Annotated in this window: 17 protein-coding genes and 2 pseudogenes; 3 read left to right on the top strand and 16 right to left on the bottom strand. The window is 70.9% G+C overall.

Annotated features, from left to right (window positions below; translation table 11 throughout):
* The 7 genes and pseudogenes from CCR87_RS10080 to CCR87_RS10050 all read right to left on the bottom strand — a co-directional run.
* A pseudogene (locus CCR87_RS10080) lies at nucleotides 1-719 on the bottom strand (TrkH family potassium uptake protein); the annotation flags it as partial.
* Nucleotides 720-729: 10 nt separating this feature from the next.
* Nucleotides 730-2148, bottom strand: a complete 1419-nt coding sequence (trkA, locus tag CCR87_RS10075) for a Trk system potassium transporter TrkA (RefSeq protein WP_338048907.1) — start codon at nucleotides 2146-2148, stop codon at nucleotides 730-732.
* 70 nt (nucleotides 2149-2218) lie between these two features.
* Nucleotides 2219-3646, bottom strand: a complete 1428-nt coding sequence (ntrX, locus tag CCR87_RS10070; RefSeq protein ID WP_201157397.1) for a nitrogen assimilation response regulator NtrX — start codon at nucleotides 3644-3646, stop codon at nucleotides 2219-2221.
* Entirely contained in the window at nucleotides 3639-5891 is a 2253-nt protein-coding gene (locus CCR87_RS10065) for a sensor histidine kinase NtrY-like (protein ID WP_201157399.1), read from the bottom strand. The genes ntrX and CCR87_RS10065 overlap by 8 nt, the downstream gene beginning before the upstream one ends.
* A gap of 138 nt (nucleotides 5892-6029) precedes the next feature.
* On the bottom strand, nucleotides 6030-7403 hold the full coding sequence (locus CCR87_RS10060) for a response regulator (protein WP_201157396.1): 1374 nt from the start codon (nucleotides 7401-7403) through the stop codon (nucleotides 6030-6032).
* A 1-nt stretch (nucleotide 7404) separates the two neighbouring features.
* Nucleotides 7405-8490 (bottom strand): two-component system sensor histidine kinase NtrB, encoded by a 1086-nt coding sequence (locus tag CCR87_RS10055; RefSeq protein WP_201157395.1) that lies wholly within the window; start codon nucleotides 8488-8490, stop codon nucleotides 7405-7407.
* Nucleotides 8487-9476, bottom strand: a complete 990-nt coding sequence (locus tag CCR87_RS10050; RefSeq protein ID WP_420850169.1) for a tRNA dihydrouridine synthase — start codon at nucleotides 9474-9476, stop codon at nucleotides 8487-8489. Before CCR87_RS10050 ends, CCR87_RS10055 begins: the two co-directional genes overlap by 4 nt.
* 198 nt (nucleotides 9477-9674) lie before the next feature.
* Here CCR87_RS10050 and CCR87_RS10045 point away from each other — a divergent pair, with 198 nt between their 5' ends.
* The 3 genes from CCR87_RS10045 to CCR87_RS10035 are packed head-to-tail and all read left to right on the top strand — an operon-like array spanning nucleotide 9675 to nucleotide 11778.
* Complete coding sequence (locus tag CCR87_RS10045) at nucleotides 9675-10811, top strand: bifunctional 2-C-methyl-D-erythritol 4-phosphate cytidylyltransferase/2-C-methyl-D-erythritol 2,4-cyclodiphosphate synthase (RefSeq protein ID WP_201157393.1); 1137 nt, start codon at nucleotides 9675-9677, stop codon at nucleotides 10809-10811.
* Nucleotides 10808-11305 carry a phosphatidylglycerophosphatase A family protein gene (locus CCR87_RS10040; RefSeq protein ID WP_201157392.1) on the top strand — a complete coding sequence of 166 codons (498 nt, stop codon included), beginning with the start codon at nucleotides 10808-10810 and terminating at the stop codon, nucleotides 11303-11305. The genes CCR87_RS10045 and CCR87_RS10040 overlap by 4 nt, the downstream gene beginning before the upstream one ends.
* Complete coding sequence (locus CCR87_RS10035; protein ID WP_201157391.1) at nucleotides 11299-11778, top strand: nicotinamide-nucleotide amidohydrolase family protein; 480 nt, start codon at nucleotides 11299-11301, stop codon at nucleotides 11776-11778. Before CCR87_RS10040 ends, CCR87_RS10035 begins: the two co-directional genes overlap by 7 nt.
* Before the next feature lie 19 nt (nucleotides 11779-11797).
* On the opposite strand, the gene CCR87_RS10030 is transcribed toward CCR87_RS10035, so the two are convergent.
* The 9 genes and pseudogenes from CCR87_RS10030 to iscR form a co-directional block, all read right to left on the bottom strand.
* The gene (locus CCR87_RS10030; RefSeq protein WP_201157390.1) at nucleotides 11798-13018 is read right to left on the bottom strand and encodes a cysteine desulfurase; all 1221 of its coding nucleotides are present in this window, start codon (nucleotides 13016-13018) and stop codon (nucleotides 11798-11800) included.
* A gap of 43 nt (nucleotides 13019-13061) precedes the next feature.
* Nucleotides 13062-13652 (bottom strand): YIP1 family protein, encoded by a 591-nt coding sequence (locus CCR87_RS10025; protein WP_201157389.1) that lies wholly within the window; start codon nucleotides 13650-13652, stop codon nucleotides 13062-13064.
* A gap of 9 nt (nucleotides 13653-13661) precedes the next feature.
* Nucleotides 13662-14162, bottom strand: coding sequence for a YIP1 family protein (locus CCR87_RS10020; protein WP_201157388.1), 501 nt, complete (start codon nucleotides 14160-14162; stop codon nucleotides 13662-13664).
* 1 nt (nucleotide 14163) lies between these two features.
* Complete coding sequence (locus tag CCR87_RS10015; RefSeq protein ID WP_201157387.1) at nucleotides 14164-15459, bottom strand: SufB/SufD family protein; 1296 nt, start codon at nucleotides 15457-15459, stop codon at nucleotides 14164-14166.
* Complete coding sequence (gene sufC, locus CCR87_RS10010) at nucleotides 15459-16217, bottom strand: Fe-S cluster assembly ATPase SufC (RefSeq protein WP_201157386.1); 759 nt, start codon at nucleotides 16215-16217, stop codon at nucleotides 15459-15461. The genes CCR87_RS10015 and sufC overlap by 1 nt, the downstream gene beginning before the upstream one ends.
* Nucleotides 16218-16247: 30 nt before the next feature.
* Nucleotides 16248-16445: a hypothetical protein gene (locus tag CCR87_RS10005; RefSeq protein ID WP_201157385.1), complete on the bottom strand. Its 198-nt coding sequence runs from the start codon at nucleotides 16443-16445 to the stop codon at nucleotides 16248-16250.
* A gap of 74 nt (nucleotides 16446-16519) precedes the next feature.
* Nucleotides 16520-18037: a Fe-S cluster assembly protein SufB gene (gene sufB / locus CCR87_RS10000; protein ID WP_201157384.1), complete on the bottom strand. Its 1518-nt coding sequence runs from the start codon at nucleotides 18035-18037 to the stop codon at nucleotides 16520-16522.
* 29 nt (nucleotides 18038-18066) lie between these two features.
* The gene (locus CCR87_RS09995; RefSeq protein WP_201157383.1) at nucleotides 18067-19113 is read right to left on the bottom strand and encodes a cysteine desulfurase family protein; all 1047 of its coding nucleotides are present in this window, start codon (nucleotides 19111-19113) and stop codon (nucleotides 18067-18069) included.
* 108 nt (nucleotides 19114-19221) lie between these two features.
* Nucleotides 19222-19381: pseudogene (gene iscR, locus CCR87_RS17265) on the bottom strand (Fe-S cluster assembly transcriptional regulator IscR); the annotation flags it as partial.

Raw genomic sequence — 19381 nt, 5'->3', positions numbered from 1 at the left:
GCCCGCTCCAGCCCGCCGGTGGGCGAGATGCCCGATGTCGACAGCGTGCCCATCGCATGCGCCAGCGCCGGCAGGCCGGTCTCGCCGGTCAGCAGAAGACCCACCCACAACGCCAGCGTCAGCGCGCCATAGGCCGGCGCCACCAGCCACAACGTCAGCACGAGGCGCTGGCCCGGATCGACAGTGCCATGGATCGCCACCGCCGTCTGCGCGGGCCGGCCCACGGGGCGGGGATTCGCCACCTCCAGCCCGCCGAGGTTCAGCGGCGCCAGGATCGCCCCCGCCGCCACCAGAACGAACAGCCCCCCCAGCCAGCCCACCAGCGCATTCCACAGATGCACCGGCTGCGGGGTGGCGGTGCCCGACGGCAGCAGGCTTGCGCCCGTGGTCGTCAGGCTGGAGACCATCTCGAACCAGGCTTGTGCGAAATCGACCGCCGGCATGACCTGCGCCACCGGCCACGCCATGATCGGCGGCAGCACCGCATAGGCCGCGACCAGCGACACGATCAGGCTCTGGCCCGGATTGCGCGGCCGGTACCCCTGCGTCGCCGCCCCCAGCACCAGCGCCGCGCTGACCGTCAGGAACGCCGATTGCGCGAACACCCCGGCGATGGCGGTCTTGCCCAGCGTCAGCGCATGCAGCGCGGGCGCCAGCATCGCGACCCCGGCCAGCGCGATCAGCACCACCACCAGCGGGACGGAACGGATGCGGCCCACCCCGCGGCCCTCAGAAATAGTCGACCGACACCTGCACGAGGCGCTCCACCTCGGGCACGTCGGCGGCCAGCGCGAAGATCACGATCAGGTCCCCTTCCTCCACCGGGGTGCTGCCGCGCGGCTTGACGAAGCGGCCCTTCTTGAGCAGCGCGCCCACCAGCACCCCCTCGGGAAAGTCGATCTCGGCGATGCGCTTGCCCGCGACGGGCGAGGACGACAGCACCTGCGCCTCGATCACCTCGGCCTCGCCGTCGCCCAGCGAATAGATCTGGCGCACGCGGCCGTGGCGGACATGGCGCAGGATCGAGGACACGGTGGTCGCGCGCGGGTTCAGCGTGGCGTCGATGCCCAGCGGCCCGGTCAGCGGCGCCAGCTCCGGATCGTTGACCAGCGCGATCGCCAGCCGGCAGCCCAGCGTCTTGCCGCGCACGGCGGCCAGCATGTTCACCTTGTCGTCATTGGTCAGCGTCAGCACCGCGTCGGCGCGGCCGATGCCGGCTTCCTCCAGCATCTCCACGTCCAACCCGTCGCCGTTCAGCACCACCGTGCGCTCCAGCGCGTCGGCGGCGAACTCGGCGCGGCGGCGGTCCAGCTCGATCAGCTTGGCGCGCACCCGGCGGGGCCCGCGTTCCAGCGCCGTCGCGACGCCCAGCCCCACATTGCCCGCCCCCACGATCACCATGCGGTCGTGGCGCGCGACATGCTTGCCGAAGATCTCCATCGTGCGGTCCAGATCGCCCGCCTCGATCATCACATAGATCTGGTCGCCGGCGAACAGCTGGTCCGTGGCCTCGGGCGCGAACAGCCGCCCCTCGCGGCGGATGCCCACCACGGTCGCCTGGAGGGTGGAGAACAGCTCCGTCAGCTCGGTCAGGGGGGTGTTGAGCACCGGGCAGTCCTCGCCCAGCGCGATGCCCAGAAGCTGCGCCCGACCGCCCAGGAAATCCTCGGTGTCGAACGCCTCGGGGGCGCGCAGGCGTTGCAGCGCGGCCTCGGCGACCTCGCGCTCGGGGCTGATGATGACGTCGATGGGCAGGTCGGCGTTGCGGTAGAGGTCGGCATACCGCGGGTCGGCATAGCTTTGCGCGCGCAGCCGGGCGATCTTGCGGGTGACGCCGAACACCGAATGGGCCACCTGGCAGGTGACGATGTTGACCTCGTCGGAGAAGGTCGCGGCAATGATCATGTCGGCGTCCCTGGCGCCGGCCTCGTCCAGCACCTCGGGGTAGGAGGCGAAGCCGGTCACCCCGCGCACCTCCAGCGTCTCGGCGGCGCGGCGCACCAGCGCGGGATTGCTGTCCACGACCGTGACGTCGTTGCCCGCCCCGGCCAGATACCGCGCGATCTGCCAGCCGACCTGGCCCGCCCCGCAGACGATGATCCGCATGCGCCCACGCCCCCGCGCCGATGTTTCCAGTCCGCGCTGCATCGCAGAGCCGGGCCGTCCGGTCAATCACCCCGCATGCGCCCCCCGGCCGGGCGGCACGTCGCGGGCCGCGTCAATCGCCGGTGCCGGCCCGGGCCTCCTCGGTCTCGTCGTCGTCATCGCGCGCGCCACGGGCCGCCACGCCGCCGCCGACCACGCCCAGCGACTTCAGCTTGCGGTGCAGCGCCGAGCGCTCCATGCCGACGAAGCTGGCGGTGCGGCTGATGTTGCCGCCGAAGCGGTTGATCTGGGTCAGCAGGTATTCGCGCTCGAACAGCTCGCGCGCCTCGCGCAGCGGCAGTGTCGCAAGACCGCCGCCCAGCACCAGGCGGCCGGGCTCCGCGGGGGCGGCGCCCTCGGACTGCAACTCGGCCGCGCCGATCGGGCCGGACCCGTCGCCCAGAATCAGCGCGCGTTCGATGACGTTGCGCAGCTGGCGCACGTTGCCGGGCCACGGCAGGGTCTGCAACACCGCATCGGCGTCCCCCGACAGCGCCCGCAGCGGCAGGCCCTGGGTCCGGTTGAACATCTCGATGAAGTGACGCGCCAGCAGCGGGATGTCCTCGCGCCGCTCGCCCAGGCCCGGCACGGCCACCGGCACCACGTTGAGCCGGTCGTAGAGCTCCTGGCGGAAGCGCCCGGCAGCGATTTCCGCCGCCAGGTCGCGCGTGGTCGACGAGATCACGCGCAGATCCACCCGCACCTTGTCGGTGCCCCCCGCGCGCGCGAACTGCTGTTCCACCAGCACGCGCAGGATCTTGGACTGCGTGCCCAGCGGCATGTCCGCGACCTCGTCGAAATAGATCACCCCGCCGTGGGCCTGTTCCAGCAGGCCCTGTTCGACCCCGCGCCCGGCGGTCTCGCGGCCGAACAGCACCTCCTCCATCCGGTCGGGCGCGATGGAGGCGGCGGCCACGGTCACGAACGGGCCCTGCGCGCGCTCGGACTGGGCGTGGATGTAGCGCGCGGCGATCTCCTTGCCCGATCCCGCGGGCCCCGTCAGCATCACCCGACCGTTCGACCGCGTGACCTTGTCGAGCGCACCCTTGAGCGTGCGGAACGCGGCCGACGCGCCGATCATCTCGGCCGAGGCGACCTCGCGCCGGCGCAGGTCGGTGTTTTCCCGCCGCAGGCGCGACGCCTCCATCGCGCGGGAGATCACCACCATCAGCTGGTCGATGTTGAAGGGCTTCTCGATGAAGTCATAGGCGCCCTGCTTGATCGCCGCGACCGCGATCTCGATGTTGCCGTGCCCCGAGATGATCACCACGGGGATGTCGGGGTTCGAGCGCTTCACGGTCTTGAGGATGTCGATCCCGTCCATCCGGCTGTCCTTGAGCCAGATGTCGAGGATCATCAGCCCCGGCGCGCTGGCGTTGATCTCGGCCATGCAGGCGTCGGAGTTGGCGGCCAGGCGGGTGTCATAGCCCTCGTCGCGCAGGATGTCGCCGATGAGCTCGCGGATGTCGCGCTCGTCGTCCACGATCAGGATGTCACCCATGTGCCTGCCTCCCGTCCTGTGGTTGGGGTCGTTTGCGGTGGCTGCCGGCCGTCAGCAACGGCAGCCGGATCTCGGCGCGCGCGCCGCGGTGCGGGCCGGCGCCGAACGCTTCGGCGTCGTTGAGGCGCAGCGTGCCGCCGTGTTCCTCGATGATCTTCTTGACGATGGGCAGGCCGAGGCCGGTGCCCTGCGCGCGGGTGGTCACATACGGCTCGAACAGCCGCGCGCGGTCCTCCGGCAGGCCGATGCCGTTGTCGCTGATCGCGATGTGGACCGCTTCGGCGTCCCGGCGCAGCGCCACGCGGATTTCGGGGGTGTGGCCCTCGGGGGCGCCGCGCTCCGCCAGGGTCTCGATCGCCTCGCCGGCGTTCTTGATGAGGTTCGTCAGCGCCTGGCCCAGCATCGTCGCGTCCAGCTCCAGCACCAGCGCCGCGTCGGGCAGATCGGCGGTGATCGCCACCCCGGGCTGTCCGGCCTGTTGCAGCGTGACCGCATCGCGCACCAGCGCCACCAGATCGGTCGAGCGGCGGTCGGGTTCCGGCATGCGGGCAAAGCGCGAGAATTCATCCACGATGCGGCGCAGATCGCCGGTCTGGCGCACGATCACCTCGGTGTAGCTGTCGAGCGTCTCGGCCTGGTCGCCCACCAGCGGCCGGAACTTGCGCCGGATGCGTTCGGCCGACAGCTGGATCGGCGTCAGCGGGTTCTTGATCTCGTGCGCGATGCGGCGGGCCACATCGCCCCACGCCGCCAGCCGCTGCGCCGAGACCAGATCGGTCACATCGTCGAACGCCACCACATAACCCTCGCGGGCGCCGCCCCCCTCGCCCGTGCGGGTGGCCAGCCGCACCAGAAGCGTCTCCAGCCGTCCGCCGCGGCTGATGCGCAGCTCCTCCTGGGCGGCAAGCGCGCCGCCCGCGTGCAGCTGCGCCAGAAGGGCCGCGAACTCCGGCACCGCCTCGGACAGCAGGCGGCCGTGGGTGGCCTCGGCGTCCAGCTCCAGCAGGCGCCGCGCCGAGGGGTTCACGAACTCGATCCGCCCCTCGGCATCCAGCCCGATCACCCCGGGCGAGACCGAGCTGAGCACCGAATCAAAGAGCCGCCGCCGCGCCTCGATCTGGCGGGTGTTCTCCAGCAGCGCCTCGCGCTGGCCCTTGAGCTGGCGGGTCATCTGGTTGAACACCCGGCCCAGCGTGGCGATCTCGTCCTCGCCGCGCTCGGGCGGGACCTGCACGTCCAGATCGCCGCGCCCCACACGTTCGGCCGCGCCCGCCAGCCGGCCCACGGGGCGCGACAGACGCTCGGCGAACCACAGGCCCAGCCAGACCGCGGCCAGGATCAGGATCAGTGCAAAGCCGAGGTACAAAAGCCCGAACTCGAACAGGATGCGGCCGCGCTCGCGCTCCAGCTGGTTGTAAAGGCGGATCGTCTCCTGCGTCTCGTCCAGAAGCTGCAGGATCTGCCCGTCCACATCGCGCGAGACATAGAGGAACCGGTCCGGAAATCCCGGCAGACGCAGCAGCGCGCGGAACTCGTTGTGGGTCCAGTCCTGGATGATGACGGTCTCGCCATCGGCGGCACGCTCCAGCGCGGCGCGGCCGGGGTGTTCGAAGTCGAACAGGAACGAGCGTTCGCCGCGCGCGCGGATCTCGCCGCCGCCGTCGATCACGAACGCCTCGCGCAGGCCGCGCTGGACCTGCACCTGGCCCGCGGTCAGGATCTGGCGCAGCTCGCCATCGTCCATCAGGAACACCGCGTCGCGCGCAAGTCCGATATAGGCCGCCAGCGCCTCGGCATCCTGCGCCAGGCCTCGCTCCTGCTCGGCCTCGTAGGCTTCAGCGGCGGCCAGAGAATTGCCCACCACCTGCCGAACGCGGTCGGAAAACCACCCCTCCAGGCCCACGTTGATCGTCAGCCCGGCAAAGATCGCCACCGACACCGCCGGCACCAGCGCCATCAGCGCGAACACCCCCGACAGCCGCAGATGCAGCTGCGACCCGGCGGACCGCGCCCGCCGCGCCGCCGCCAGCCGCAACACCCGCGCCAGCACCAGCCCCGCGACCAGCAGCACATAGACGAAATCCGCCAGCAGCACGAGCCGGAAGCCCGGCGAGGTGACGCCCGCATTCATCGGCCCCAGCGCGGCCCATGTGGCCAGCACCAGCACCGGACCCAGCGCCACAAGGCCGATCGTGCCCGCCGCCTGCAACCGCCGACCGGTCCGGCCCAGCGGCCCCCACCCCATACGTCGCACCGCCCGTTGCACCGAGGGTCCACCCTCCAGGGCCACGCTGGCGCGGCCTGTCACCGAATTCCGCGGGCCTCAGGTCCGATGGTCAGTGCCGTTGATCGGTGCCGATGCGCCACGCCTGCTGTTGCGGTTTTACATCAACTTTCTGCGGCGTGTCACGCGAATATCCAGATCGGTGATCTTCTTTCGCAAGGTATTGCGGTTGATCCCCAGCAGATCGGCACATTTGGCCTGATTGCCGGCCGTCGCGTCCAGCGCGATCTCGATAAGGGGTTGCTCAACCTCACGCAGGATCCGCTGGTAGAGGCCCGGCGGCGGCAGCTGCGCGCCGTGCAGGTCGAAATACCGCCGCAGGTGCCGCGCGACCGAGGTCGTCAGCTTCTCGCCCGAGCCCGCGCTCTTCATCGGCTCGGTCACGGGCTGGTTGCCCAGCACCATCTCCACCTCCGCGCGCGAGACCTCGGGCTCGGCCGAGGTCACCACCAGCCGGCGGATCGTGTTCTCCAGCTGGCGCACGTTGCCGGGCCAGCTGTAGGCGCGCACCAGCGTCAGCGCGTCCGCCGTCAGCCGCCGCAGCGGGCTGCCCTCACGCTCGGCGCGCGACAGGAAATGCTCGGCCAGCAGGGGGATGTCGTCCACCCGCTCGCGCAAGGAGGGCACCGCCAGCGTCACCCCGCCGATGCGATAGAACAGGTCCTGGCGGAACCGCCCCTCGGCCATGCGCGCGGACAGGTCGATCTGGCTGGTGGCCATGATCCGCGGCGCGGTGTCGGTCAGCGTGTCGAGCATGCGCACCACGCGGCCCTGCGCCTCGTCGTCGAAATCGCCCAGCTCGTCGAACACCAGCGTGCCGCCGCGCGCCCGCGCCAGCAGGCTGGACGGCCCGTCCACCCCCACCAGATCGCCCGCCGATGCGACCACGAACGGCAGCGTCCGGCGGTCCGAGAAGTCATGCACCGCCCGCGCGATCAGCGATTTGCCGGTGCCCGATTCGCCGGTGATCAGCACCGCCATGTCGGTGTTCATCACCCGCGCCACCAGCCGGTACAGCGCCTGCATCGCCGCCGTGCGGCCCACCAGCGGCAGCTCCTCGCCGGCTTCGGCGCCGCGCGGGGGCGGGGTCGCGGGGCGCGGCACCCGGCGGCGGTTTTCCAGCGCACGGGCCGCGCGCTTCATCAGGTCCGGCAGGTCAAAGGGCTTCGGCAGGTAGTCATAGGCCTGCGCCTCGGCCGCCTGGATCGCCGTCATGATGGTGTTCTGCGCCGAGATCACGATCACCGGCAGCCCCTCGCGCAGCTGGCTGATGCGGGGGATCATCTCCAGCCCGTTGCCATCGGGCATGATCACGTCCGAGATCACCAGATCGCCCTTGCCCTCCTCGACCCAGCGCAGAAGCGTGGTCAGGCTGGAGGTGGCGTGCACCTTGCAGCCCGCGCGCGTCAGCGCCTGCGTGAGCACGGTGCGGATGGTGCGGTCGTCGTCGGCGACCAGAACGGTTCCGTCCATCTCAACCTTCCTTCTGTAAGGGTTCGCGGGGCGCGACCGGCAGCGAGATGCGGAACACCGTCCGCCCGGGCGCCGACTCGACGGTGATCCAGCCGCCGTGATCGGCGATGATCTTGGACGCCAGCGCAAGGCCCAGCCCGGTGCCGTTCTCGCGCCCGCTGACGAAGGGCTCGAACACGTCCTCGGCGATGGCGGGTGGCAGGCCGGGGCCGTCGTCGATCACCTCGATCTGAAGCGGCAGCGGACGGCCGCTGCCGTCGGGGCCGCGCAGCCGCAGCGTCAGGTCATAGAAGGTGTGCAGCCGGATCGTGCCGCCCGCCTCTCCGGCCGCCTGCGCCGCGTTCTTCAGCAGGTTCAGCACCACCTGCAGGAGCTGGTCACCATCCGCCAGCGCCGGCGGCAGCGAGGGGTCGTAGTCCTCCACCACCCGCATCCGCGCGGCATAACCCACCACCGCCGAGCGCCGTGCCCGATCGAGGATGTCGTGGATGTTGACCGCGCCCAGCTCCGGCGGGCGCAGGTTGCCGAACTGCTCCACCTGCTCCAGCAGCTTCACCACGCGGCGCGTCTCGGCCACGATCAGGTCGGTCAGCTCCCGGTCCTCGGCGCTCAGCGACATCGACAGAAGTTGCGCGGCCCCGGAGATCCCGGCCAGCGGGTTCTTGATCTCGTGGGCCAGCATCTCGGCCATGCCGATGGCCGAGCGCGCGCCGACCTGTCCGGGCTTGGCGCGGGCCAGCCGCCCGGCGGTCTCGCGCGGGGCGATCAGCAGGATCAGATGGTCCGAGTCCGCCTCCAGCGGCGCGATGCGCAGGTCGCACAGCAACGCCGCGCGGTCGCCGGCGGCGATCTCCACCTCGGTGATGAACACCGGGGCCTGATCGCGGCGCGCGCGCGCGCAGGCCCGCACCACCGGCGCATCGACCCGCAGCCGCGTGAAGGCCCGCCGCCCCCGCAGGCTGCGGGCCGAGGCGTTGAAGAACTCCTCGGCCTCGGGGTTGACCTCCAGCAGCCGATCGTCGCCGTCGATCAGCACCACGGGCACCGGCAGCGCGGCCCACAGGCTGGCGACATCCGGCAGGCTCATGCGGCGTGCCTTTCGGATGCGGCAAAGGCGCGCGGCAGCAGGGCGTGGACCTCGCCCTCGGACCCTGCGGTCAGCAGCGCGCTGCGCAGCGCGGCCGGAACGCCTGCGGCATCGGCGTACCAGCCCAGATGCTTGCGCGCGACCCGCAGGCCCAAATCGCGGCCATAGAACGCCAGCATCGCCGCATGGTGCCCCGCCACCAGATCCACCAGCGCACCGCCCGTGGGGGCCGCGGGCACCGGCCGGCCCGCCAGCGCCGCCGCGATCTGCCCCGGCAGCCACGGCCGCCCGCGCGCGGCACGGCCCACCATCACCCCGGCCGCGCCCGATGCCGCCAGCGCCGCGCGCGCCGCCGCCACCCCGTCGATGTCGCCGTTGACCAGCACCGGCACCGCCAGCCCCGCCGTGCGCCGCCCCACCGCGGCCCAGTCCGCATGTCCGGTGTAGAACGCGCAGCGCGTGCGCCCGTGCAGCGTCACCCGCGCCACCCCCGCCGCCACCGCCCGGTCCAGCAACGGCGCGACCGTGGCGCAGTCATCGTCCCAGCCCAGCCGTGTCTTGAGCGTCACCGGCACTGCAACCGCGCCCGCCACCGCCTCGATGATGCGCAGGGCGCGGTCGGGATCGCGCAGCAGGCCCGAGCCCGCGGCCCCGCCCGTCACCTTGCGCGCCGGACAGCCCATGTTGATGTCGATGACACCCGCGCCCAGATCGGCCACCCGGCGTGCGGCTTCGGCCATCACCTGCGGGTCGCGGCCGGCGATCTGCACCACGGTCGCCGCACAGCCCAGCCCCAGCGCCGCACGGGCGCGCGCCTGCACGCCGCCCACCACCATCTCGGCGCTGGCGACCATCTCCGAGACGACCACCGGCGTCCCCAGCCCCAGCGCCAGCCGCCGGAACGGAAGATCCGTGATCCCGGCCATCGGCGCCAGCGCCACGGCCCTCCCCTGTTCGGCATCCAGATCTGCCAGCAAAGCGGCCACCTGCCCAATCCTTGTGCGACTTGCCCTTGGCATTAGGGGGTTGGCGCGACGAAATCAAACCGTTTGCGCGATGTGCGGGCGCCCGGACACCGATTGCACGAAATTGATGCATCCATGCCCCGCTGCCCGGGCGCATTGTCAGCGCCGGGGGGCTGGGCTAAGGCCACCGGGCACGCGACGTCGGGCAGGAGGTGGGCAATGTCAACGGCCGTCATCATCGTGGCCGCGGGCCGCGGGACCCGCATGGGAGGCGCGCTGCCCAAGCAATGGCAGCCGCTGGCGGGCCGACCGGTTCTGGCGCATGCGCTGGCGGCGTTCCGCGCGGCGGGGCTGACGCCGGTGGTGCTGGCGATCCACCCCGACGACACCGACCGCGCCGCCCCGCTGCTGGGCGCGGGCGTGGAGGCGGTGACCGGCGGCGCCACCCGCGCAGCCTCGGTCCGCGCCGCGCTGGAGGCGCTCGAAGGGCGCGGCATCCGCCGCGTGCTGATCCATGACGGCGCGCGCCCGCTGGTGTCGCGCCCCCTCATCGACCGGCTGCTGGCGGCGCTGGAGGACGGCCCCGCCGCCGCGCCCGCGCTGCCGGTGACCGACGCGCTGTGGCGTGGCGACGCGGGCCATGTCCACGCCACCGTTTCCCGCGACGGTCTGTTCCGCGCCCAGACCCCGCAGGCCTTTGACTTTGCCGCGATCCTGGCCGCGCACCGCGCCCATGCGGGCGACGCCGCCGACGATGTGGAGGTCGCCCGTGCCGCGGGCCTTGACGTGCGCATCGTCGAGGGGGATGACGACAACCTCAAGCTGACCTGGCCCGGGGATTTCGCCCGGGCCGACCGTATCCTCAGGGGGGCTTCGATGCAGATCCGTGTGGGCCAGGGCTATGACGTGCACGCCTTCGGGCCGGGCGACCATGTGATGCTGTGCGGCGTCGCGGTGCCGTTCGATCGGGGCCTGATGGGGCATTCCGACGCCGATGTCGGGATGCACGCGCTGACCGACGCGATCTACGGCGCGCTGGCCGAGGGCGACATCGGCCGCCACTTCCCCCCCTCCGATCCGCAGTGGAAAGGCGCCGAGAGCCATATCTTCCTGCGCCATGCGGTGGGCCTTGCCGCCGCGCGCGGCCTGGAAATCGGCAACGCCGACGTCACGCTGGTGTGCGAACGCCCCAAGATCGGCCCCCACGCGGTGGCCATGGGTGCGGCGCTGGCGGAGATCATCGGCGTCCCCGCCGACCGCATCAGCGTCAAGGCCACCACCTCCGAACGGCTTGGCTTCACCGGCCGCGAGGAAGGCATCGCGGCGCTCGCCTCGGTCGCGCTGGTGGGGACATGACGCCCGCGCGCGCCATTGCCACGGTGGGGGGCGTGGGGCTGCTGCGCCCGGCGCCGGGAACCTGGGGCACGCTGGTGGCGCTGCCGCTGGCCTGGGCGCTGCACACCGCGCTGGGCTTTGGCGGGCTGGCGGTGGCGACGGTCGTGGTGACCGCCCTCGGCTGGTGGGCGGTGGCGCGCGCGTCGCAGGGGCTGGCCGACCCCGACGCCTCGGAGTTCGTCATCGACGAGGTCGCGGGCATGTGGCTGGCACTGTGGCCGGTGTCGCTGGGCGCGGCGATGCAGGGCGTGGACATTCTGGCGCTGTGGCCGGGCTGGGTGGTGGCGTTCGCGCTGTTCCGGCTCTTCGACATCTGGAAGCCGGGACCGATCGGGCGGGCCGACCGCATGGGCACGCCGTGGGGGGTGATGGCCGACGACCTGCTCGCGGGGGTGGCCGCCGCCGTCGGCGTGGCCCTGCTCGCGCTGCTGGCGCATGGGGTGATGGCGTGGTGAGCGGGTTGGCCGCGGCCGTCGTCGCCGCCGCCCGCACGCAGGGATGCCGGCTGACGCTGGCCGAAAGCTGCACCGGCGGCATGGTCGCCGCGGCGCTGACGGATGTCCCCGGCGCGTCGGCCGTGCTGGAGCGCGCGGTGGTGACCTATTCCAACGCCGCCAAGCAGGAGCTGCTGGGCGTCAGCGCCGCCACGCTGGACACCCACGGCGCGGTGTCCGAGGCGGTGGCCGCCGAGATGGCCCAAGGCGCGCTGGCCCGTGCCGGCGCCGATCTGGCGGTGGCGATCACCGGCATCGCCGGTCCCGGCGGATCCGAACACAAGCCCGAGGGGCGCGTGTGCTTCGCACTGGCCCGCCGGGACGGGCCGGTGCGCGCGCGCACCGTCGACTATGGCGCGCTGGGCCGCGACGGGGTGCGCCGCGCCAGCCGCGCACAGGCGCTGCGGATGCTGCTGGACGCGCTGCGGGGTTGAGGGCCGGGGTTGAGGCCCTTCAGCCGAACAGATCGTGGCAGAGCTCCAGCCCCTCCACCAGCCGATCGACCTCGGCGCGGGTGTTGTAGAGGCCGAAGGACGCGCGGCAGGTGGCCGTCAGCCCCAGATGCTCCATCAGCGGCATGGCACAGTGCTGGCCCGCGCGCACTGCGATCCCCTTCTTGTCCAGCACGGTGGAGATGTCGTGCGCATGCGCCGCCCCCTCCAGCGTGAAGGAGAAGATCGCCCCCTTGCCCGGCGCGTCGCCCTGTACCTGCAGCCAGTTCAGCCCCCCCAGCCGCGCGCGGGCATAGTCGCGCAGGCCCGCCTCGTGCGCGGCGATGCGGTCCATGCCCAGCGCCATCATGTACTCCAGCGCCACGCCCAGCCCGATCTGCGAGACGATCGCGGGGGTGCCCGCCTCGAACATCATCGGCGGGTCGTTGTAGGTGACCGAATCGCGGTGCACCTCGCGGATCATGTCGCCGCCGCCCATGAAGGGGCGCATCTCGGCCATCCGCTCGGGCGCGATCCAGATGGCGCCCGAGCCGGAGGGGCCATAGAGCTTGTGCCCGGTGATGGCGTAGAAATCGCACCCCAGCGCTGCCACGTCCACCGGCATGTGCACCGCCGCCTGGCTGCCATCCACCAGCACCGGCACGCCGCGGGCGCGCGCGCCCGCGCAGATCGCCGCGACATCGACCACCGTTCCCAGCACGTTGGACATGTGCGTCACCGCGATCAGCCGGGTGCGCGGCCCGACCGCGTCCAGCACCGCCTGCGGGTCGAGGTTGCCCTGCGCGTCCGGCTCCACCCAGCGCAGCACGACGCCCTGACGCTCGCGCAGGAAGTGCCACGGCACGATGTTGGCGTGGTGCTCAAGCACGCTCAGCACGATCTCGTCGCCGGCCTCCATGCGCGGCATGGCCCAGCCATGGGCCACCAGGTTGATGCCATGGGTGGTCCCGGTGGTGAACACGATCCCGTTTTCGTCCGGCGCGCCGAGGAACCGCGCCACGATCCCGCGCACCGCCTCGTACTTGTCGGTGGCCAGATTCGACAGGTAATGCAGCCCGCGGTGCACATTGGCGTATTCCAGCCCGTACCCCCGCGTCACCGCGTCGATCACCGCCTGCGGCTTCTGCGCCGAGGCGCCATTGTCGAGATAGACCAGCGGCTTTCCGTTCACCTCGCGCGAGAGGATGGGGAAATCGCGGCGCACGGCCTCGATGTCGTACATGGGGACCCCCTGGGCCTGGATGGCGGTTGCGCGCCGACCCCTGTCAGCGCGCCTGGGGCGGCGTGACGCCCGCCATCGCCAGCAGCAACGCCAGCAGAAAGGCGATGGCAAAGGCGCTGACGAGGATCATCCCGAAGACGCTGAGCAGCGACTTGAAGCCATGCATCTCGGCCACGAAGCCCGTCAGGACCCACAGGAACACGCCGAACCCAACAAGGCTAACTATCCCGGCAAGGGGCGGCAGCAACATCAGCGCGACGATCTGCACCACCTGGATCAGGATCATCACACCCTGCAGGCACGACACCAGCAGCATCGCGTCGGGAAAATTGCCCCCGCCGCCGAACATGGCGCCCACCTGCTGCATGGCCACCGCCATCAGCAGCAGCACGCCCGCCTGCACCAGGATCGAGGTCGCGGGGCCCGACAGCATCGCCCCCATCATGCCCGAGGGCGTCATCATCAGCCGGATCGAGATCTGTCCGAAGATCACGCTGAGCACGACCACCAGCGCAAGCCCCAGCCAGCGCGCGTTCATCGGCGGGCGCGACAGGATGATCTCGCGGGCCGAGGCGCGCGGGTCGGCGATGATGGCGCGGGCAAAGCCCAGAACGGCGTTGGGGGATATGTCCATGGCTCTGTTCTAGGACTTCGCCGCGCGGGCCTCAAGCGCCGCCGTGGCCAGCATCATCGCCAGCAGCCAGAAAAACGCGGCGAGGATCGCGAAGCCGATGACCACCGTCACCAGCCCCTGCCCCACCAGCCCGTTTAGCAGCCCGTTGAGCAGCCACAGCGGGCTGGCCGCCAGCAGTGACCAGAACAGCGCAAGCCGCGCCTCGTACCAGCCGATGGGGCGGCGCAGGGCCACGAACAGCAGCCGCAGCAGTGCGGCGATGCCGTAGAACAGCAAGGGCGCGATGAACAGCCAGGCAAACATCGCGCCGCCCAGCATCGCCTGGAGGGGCGCCTCGGCCCCCTCCTGCGAGAGGCGCGTCAGGCGGGGCCATTGCGCGATGAAGATGATGAAGCACGCCCCCATCAGGAACATCAGCGCCTGATCCTCGCGCTTGCCCCCGGCCAGCAGGCGGCGCATCACCGCCTGCGGGTTGCGCCAGCTGCGCGCGATGTTCGCCGTGATCGACACGTCAGACCCGCTCCTGTGACAGCCGCGCGTCGAACCAGTCGCGCAGATCCTCGGCCAGGCGGTCGTCCTCGACCTCCGCCAGCGCCTCGGCCAGGAACGCGAGCACCAGAAGCGCCTGCGCCTCGGCCTCGGGCACCCCGCGCGAGCGCAGGTAGAACAGCGCCACCGGGTCGATCGCCCCGGAGGTGGAGCCGTGCGAGCACTTCACGTCGTCGGCATAGATCTCCAGCTCCGGCTTGGCGAGGAACTGGCTGTCCTCGTCCAGAAGCAGCGACTGGCTGATCTGGTAGCCGTCGGTCAGCTGCGCCTCGCGGTGCACCAGGATCTTGCCCTGGAACACGCCGCGCGCGCCGCCGCGCAGGACCTTCTTGTAGACCTGGCGGCTCTCGCAGGCCTCGCCGGCGTGGGTGATGAACACGGTGTCGTCCTGGTGGACATCCGCCCCGCCCACCGCCGCCCCGGCGACATGGGCCACCCCGTCGCGGCCCAGCAGCTCCAGCACGCATTCGTTGCGTGTCAGTCGGCCGTTCACCGTGGCGGTAAACGACTTGAACACCGAGCCTTCGCCCAGCCGGGCAAAGACATGGGTGACGATGCGGCGCCCCTGCTCCGGGCCCTGGGCGCGGACATGGTGAAACCGCGCGCCGTCGGCCACATCGACCTCCAGCACGGTGTTGACGCGGGCACCGGCGGGGCCCTGCTCCAGCAGTGTGACCTCGGCGCCCGGCTCCAGCTTGACGCAGTGGTGCAGAACGGCATCCGACGCCGGCTGCGTGTGGCGGTGGATCAGCGACACCGGGCGGTCGGCCTTGCCGGTGGCGCGGATCAGCACGCCGTCACGCGCCATCGCGGTGTTCAGCGCGGCCAGCGTGCGCGGCACCGGCGACTGGCCCCGCGCCTCCAGCACGCCATACACCTCGCGGGCCCAGTGGATGTCGCGGGTGGCGGCATCGCCCAGCAGGTCGATCTCCAGCCCCGCAAGCGCCGGGTCGTCCGACGCCTCCGAATCGAACCGCCCGTCCACGAACACCAGCTTGACCGCGTCATGGGCGGCGAACAGCGTATCGCCCGCCTCGGCCTCGGCCGAGGGCACCTCGGGCGCGATCAGCGGCGTGGGATCGGTGTATTTCCAATATTCGTCGCGGCGGTCCGGCAGGCCCAGCGCCTGCACCCGGCCCAGCGCGGCCCGGCGCGCGGCGGTGATCCACGCCCCCCCGGCGGGCAGGCCCTGCCCCGCCAGCCGCGCCGCCGTGGCCGCCCCCCGCGCCGCGGCGATCTGTTCGGTCCGGGTCGCCATCACGCGGCCCCCTCGGCGACGATGTCGGTGTAGCCTTCGGTCTCGACCTCCAGCGCCAGCTCGGGGCCGCCGGTCTTGATGATGCGCCCATCCGACAGGATGTGCACGACATCGGGTTTGATATGGTCCAGAAGCCGCTGATAATGCGTGATGACCAGGAACCCGCGCCCGGCATCGCGCAGCGCGTTCACGCCCTCGGCCACCAGCTTCATCGCGTCCACATCGAGGCCCGAATCGGTCTCGTCGAGGATGCACATCTTCGGCTCCAGCATCGCCATCTGGAGGATCTCGTTGCGCTTCTTCTCGCCGCCCGAGAAGCCGGTGTTGACCGGGCGCTTGAGCATGTCGGCGTCGATCGCCAGCGACTTGGCCTTCTCGCGGATCAGCTTGAGGAACTCGGTCGAGGACATCTCCTCCTCGCCGCGCGCGCGGCGCTGGGCGTTCACGGCGGTGCGCAGAAAGGTCATGTTGCCCACGCCGGGGATCTCCACCGGGTACTGGAACGCCAGGAACAGCCCGGCCGCCGCGCGCTCCTCGGGCTCCATGTCCAGCAGGTCGGCGCCGTCCAGCGTCGCGCTGCCGCCGGTGACCTCATAGCCCTCGCGCCCCGCCAGCACATAGGACAGCGTGGACTTGCCCGACCCGTTGGGGCCCATGATGGCATGCACGCGCCCCGGCTCCACCGTCAGGGTCAGCCCCTTGAGGATGGCCTTGTCCTCTTCCTCAAGCTTGACGTGCAGGTCCTTGATCTCGAGCATTTCTTTTTCCTTGTCCGTTGCGCGCGCCGCTCAGGGCCGCATGATCAGCTTGGCCGAGACATGGGCGATCACCACCGCCATCATCGCCGTCAAGGCCGCCATTCCCGCACCGCCATATCCCCAGAACGGGTAACTGATGGTCATCATCACCACCACGCCCACGGCGACAAGCACCCCATAACGCATCCGCGGTTCCGCGGCCGTCAGCCACCAGCGCAGGTTGTCCATATCCGTCCCTCCGGCCCATGCATCCGGCTGGATCCTATACCGGCCGGGATCGCACCGCGACCCCGGCGCACGGGTCAGCCCACGCTGCCTTCGAGGCTGATCGCGACGAGCTGCTGGGCCTCCATCGCGAACTCCATCGGCAGGGCCTGCAACACCTCCTTGCAGAAGCCATTGACCACGAGGGCCACCGCTTCCTCCTCGTCCATCCCGCGCGAGCGGCAATAGAACAGCTGGTCGTCATCGACCTTGGAGGTGGTCGCCTCATGCTCGGCCCGGCTCGTGGTGTTCTTCACCTCGATATAGGGGACCGTGTGGGCGCCGCAGTTGTTGCCGATCAGCAGGCTGTCGCACTGGGTATAGTTGCGGCTGTTCGCGGCCCTGGGGTGCATCGTCACCAGCCCGCGATAGGTGTTCTGCGCCTTCCCGGCCGAGATCCCCTTGGACACGATCCGCGACTTGGTGTTCTTGCCCAGGTGGATCATCTTGGTGCCGGTGTCGGCCTGCTGGGCGTTGTTGGCGATGGCGATCGAGTAGAACTCGCCCTGGCTGTCATCCCCGCGCAGGATGCACGAGGGGTATTTCCAGGTGATCGCGCTCCCGGTCTCGACCTGCGTCCACATCACCTTGGACCGCGCCTCGCGGCAGTCGGCGCGCTTGGTGACGAAGTTGTAGATGCCGCCCTTGCCGTTCTCGTCGCCCGGATACCAGTTCTGGACGGTGGAGTATTTCACCTCCGCGTCCTCCAGCACCACGATCTCCACCACCGCGGCGTGCAGCTGGTGGGTGTCGCGCTGGGGTGCCGTGCACCCCTCGAGGTAGCTGACATACGACCCCTTGTCGGCGATGATCAGCGTGCGCTCGAACTGCCCCGTGTTCTCCGCGTTGATACGGAAGTAGGTCGACAGTTCCATCGGGCAGCGCACCCCCGGCGGCACATAGACGAAGGACCCGTCCGAGAACACCGCCGAGTTCAGCCCCGCGAAGTAGTTGTCGTTCTGCGGCACCACCGACCCGAGGTACTTCTTCACCAGCTCGGGATGCTCACGCACCGCCTCCGAGATGGAACAGAAGATCACGCCGGCCTTGGCCAGCTCGTCCTTGAAGGTGGTGCCCAGCGACACGCTGTCGAACACCGCGTCCACCGCGACACGGCGCTCGCCGGCCTCCTCGGCGCCTTCGACACCCGCCAGGATCATCTGCTCCTTCAGCGGGATACCCAGCTTGGCATAGGTCTCCAGCAGCTTGGGATCGACGTCATCGAGCGACTTGGGCTTGTCCACCATGCTCTTGGGCGTGGCGTAGTAATATTGGTCCTGATAATCGATCTCGGGATAATCGATCATCGCCCACATCGGCTTTTCCATGGTCAGCCAGCGGCGATACGCCGCCAGCCGCCAGTCGGTCAGCCACTGCGGCTCCTCGTTCTTGCCCGAGATCAGGCGGACGATGTCCTCGTTCAGGCCCTTGGGCGCGAACTCCATCTCCACATCGGTTTCCCAGCCGTGCTTGTACTTGCCGGCCATCGAGGCGACGGTTTCGACCGTCTCGCGGTCCACCCCGTCACGCACTGGTGTGTTGTCGAGTGCAGCCATGCTGATCCCGTCTCCCCTAAGTTTGTCGTTCACGCCGCGCGGGACCGGTGTCGGCCCAGCTGGCGCAGCCACGCCTCGGCAAAGCGCAGCACATCGTCCCGTCGCACCGCAGGCCCCAGCGAGACCCGGATCGCCGAGCCCGCCACCTCCGGGGAATACCCCGTCGCCAGCAGCACCCGGCTGGCCCGCAGCTTGCCCGACGAACAGGCAGACCCGGCCGAAACCGCGAACCCCGCAAGGTCCATCTGCATCACCTGCGTCTCGCCCTTCCAGCCGGGCGTGGCCATGCAGATCGTGTTGGGCAGGTCGCCCGCGCGATTCCCGACAAAAATAGTCTCTTGTGCCGAGGCTGCCAGAGTTGCAACTAGAATATTTCTAATTTCCCTCACCCGGTCCCACACCCCGTCGGCCAGATCCCGCGCCGCCGCCTCGGCCGCAGCGCCGAATCCCGCAATCCCGATGAGGTTCTCGGTCCCCGCGCGCCGCCCCATTTCCTGCCCGCCGCCGCGCAGCTGCGCGGGAACGTCCACGCCGGGGCGTACGACCAGCGCCCCCACCCCCTTGGGTCCGCCCAGCTTGTGCGCCGACACCAGCCCCATGTCGCAGCCCAGCCAGTTGAAGGCGAACGGCACCTTGCCGAAGGCCTGCGTCAGATCGCTGACCGCCAGCCCCTCGGGCAGGGCCTGCACCACTCCCGTCTCGGAATTGGCCATCTGCAAGGTCGCCTGCCCTGGCTCCGGCACCGTCACCCGCCCGTCCGCGTCCACCGCCAGCGTGTCGTCCACCCAGGCCGCGACCGCGTCATGCTCGATGCCTGCGCCCTGCAGCCCCCGCCCCGCCAGCGCCAGCGCCGCCGCCTCGGTCGCCCCCGAGGTGAAGACGATATCCGCCCCCTCGGCGCCCAGCGCGGCGGCCACCTGCGCACGCGCCCGCTCCATCAGCGCCCGCGCCGCGCGCCCCTCGGCGTGGCTCGAGGCCGGGTTGCCCACCACGTCCATCGCCGCCACCATCGCCGCGCGCGCCTCCGGTCGCAGCGGCGCGGTGGCGTTCCAGTCCAGATACACCCGCCCCGCCATCACACCCCTCCGGTCCGCGCGCCGCGCCGGGACGGCATCGCCGTCGCGGCGCCGCCGCCGAGGGGGCTCGATGCCCCCGAGGCGGCGTCCCCCGCCCGGGTCCGACGCTCACCCCTCATCCACCACCTCGAACAGCACCGGCACCGCAGGGCACGGCGTCAGCGCATTGCCCGCCACATCCGACAGCCGGGTCTGATGCAGGAAAACATAGACATGCGCGCTCAACCCCTCCCACAGCCGGTTGGTCAGCGACTGCGCGCGCGACCCC

This window comes from Rhodobaculum claviforme, from assembly GCF_016653255.1.
Taxonomy (GTDB): Bacteria; Pseudomonadota; Alphaproteobacteria; order Rhodobacterales; family Rhodobacteraceae; genus Rhodobaculum; species Rhodobaculum claviforme.
Note: the sequence above shows the minus strand (reverse complement) of the source record. Positions and strands in the feature narration are given on the sequence as shown.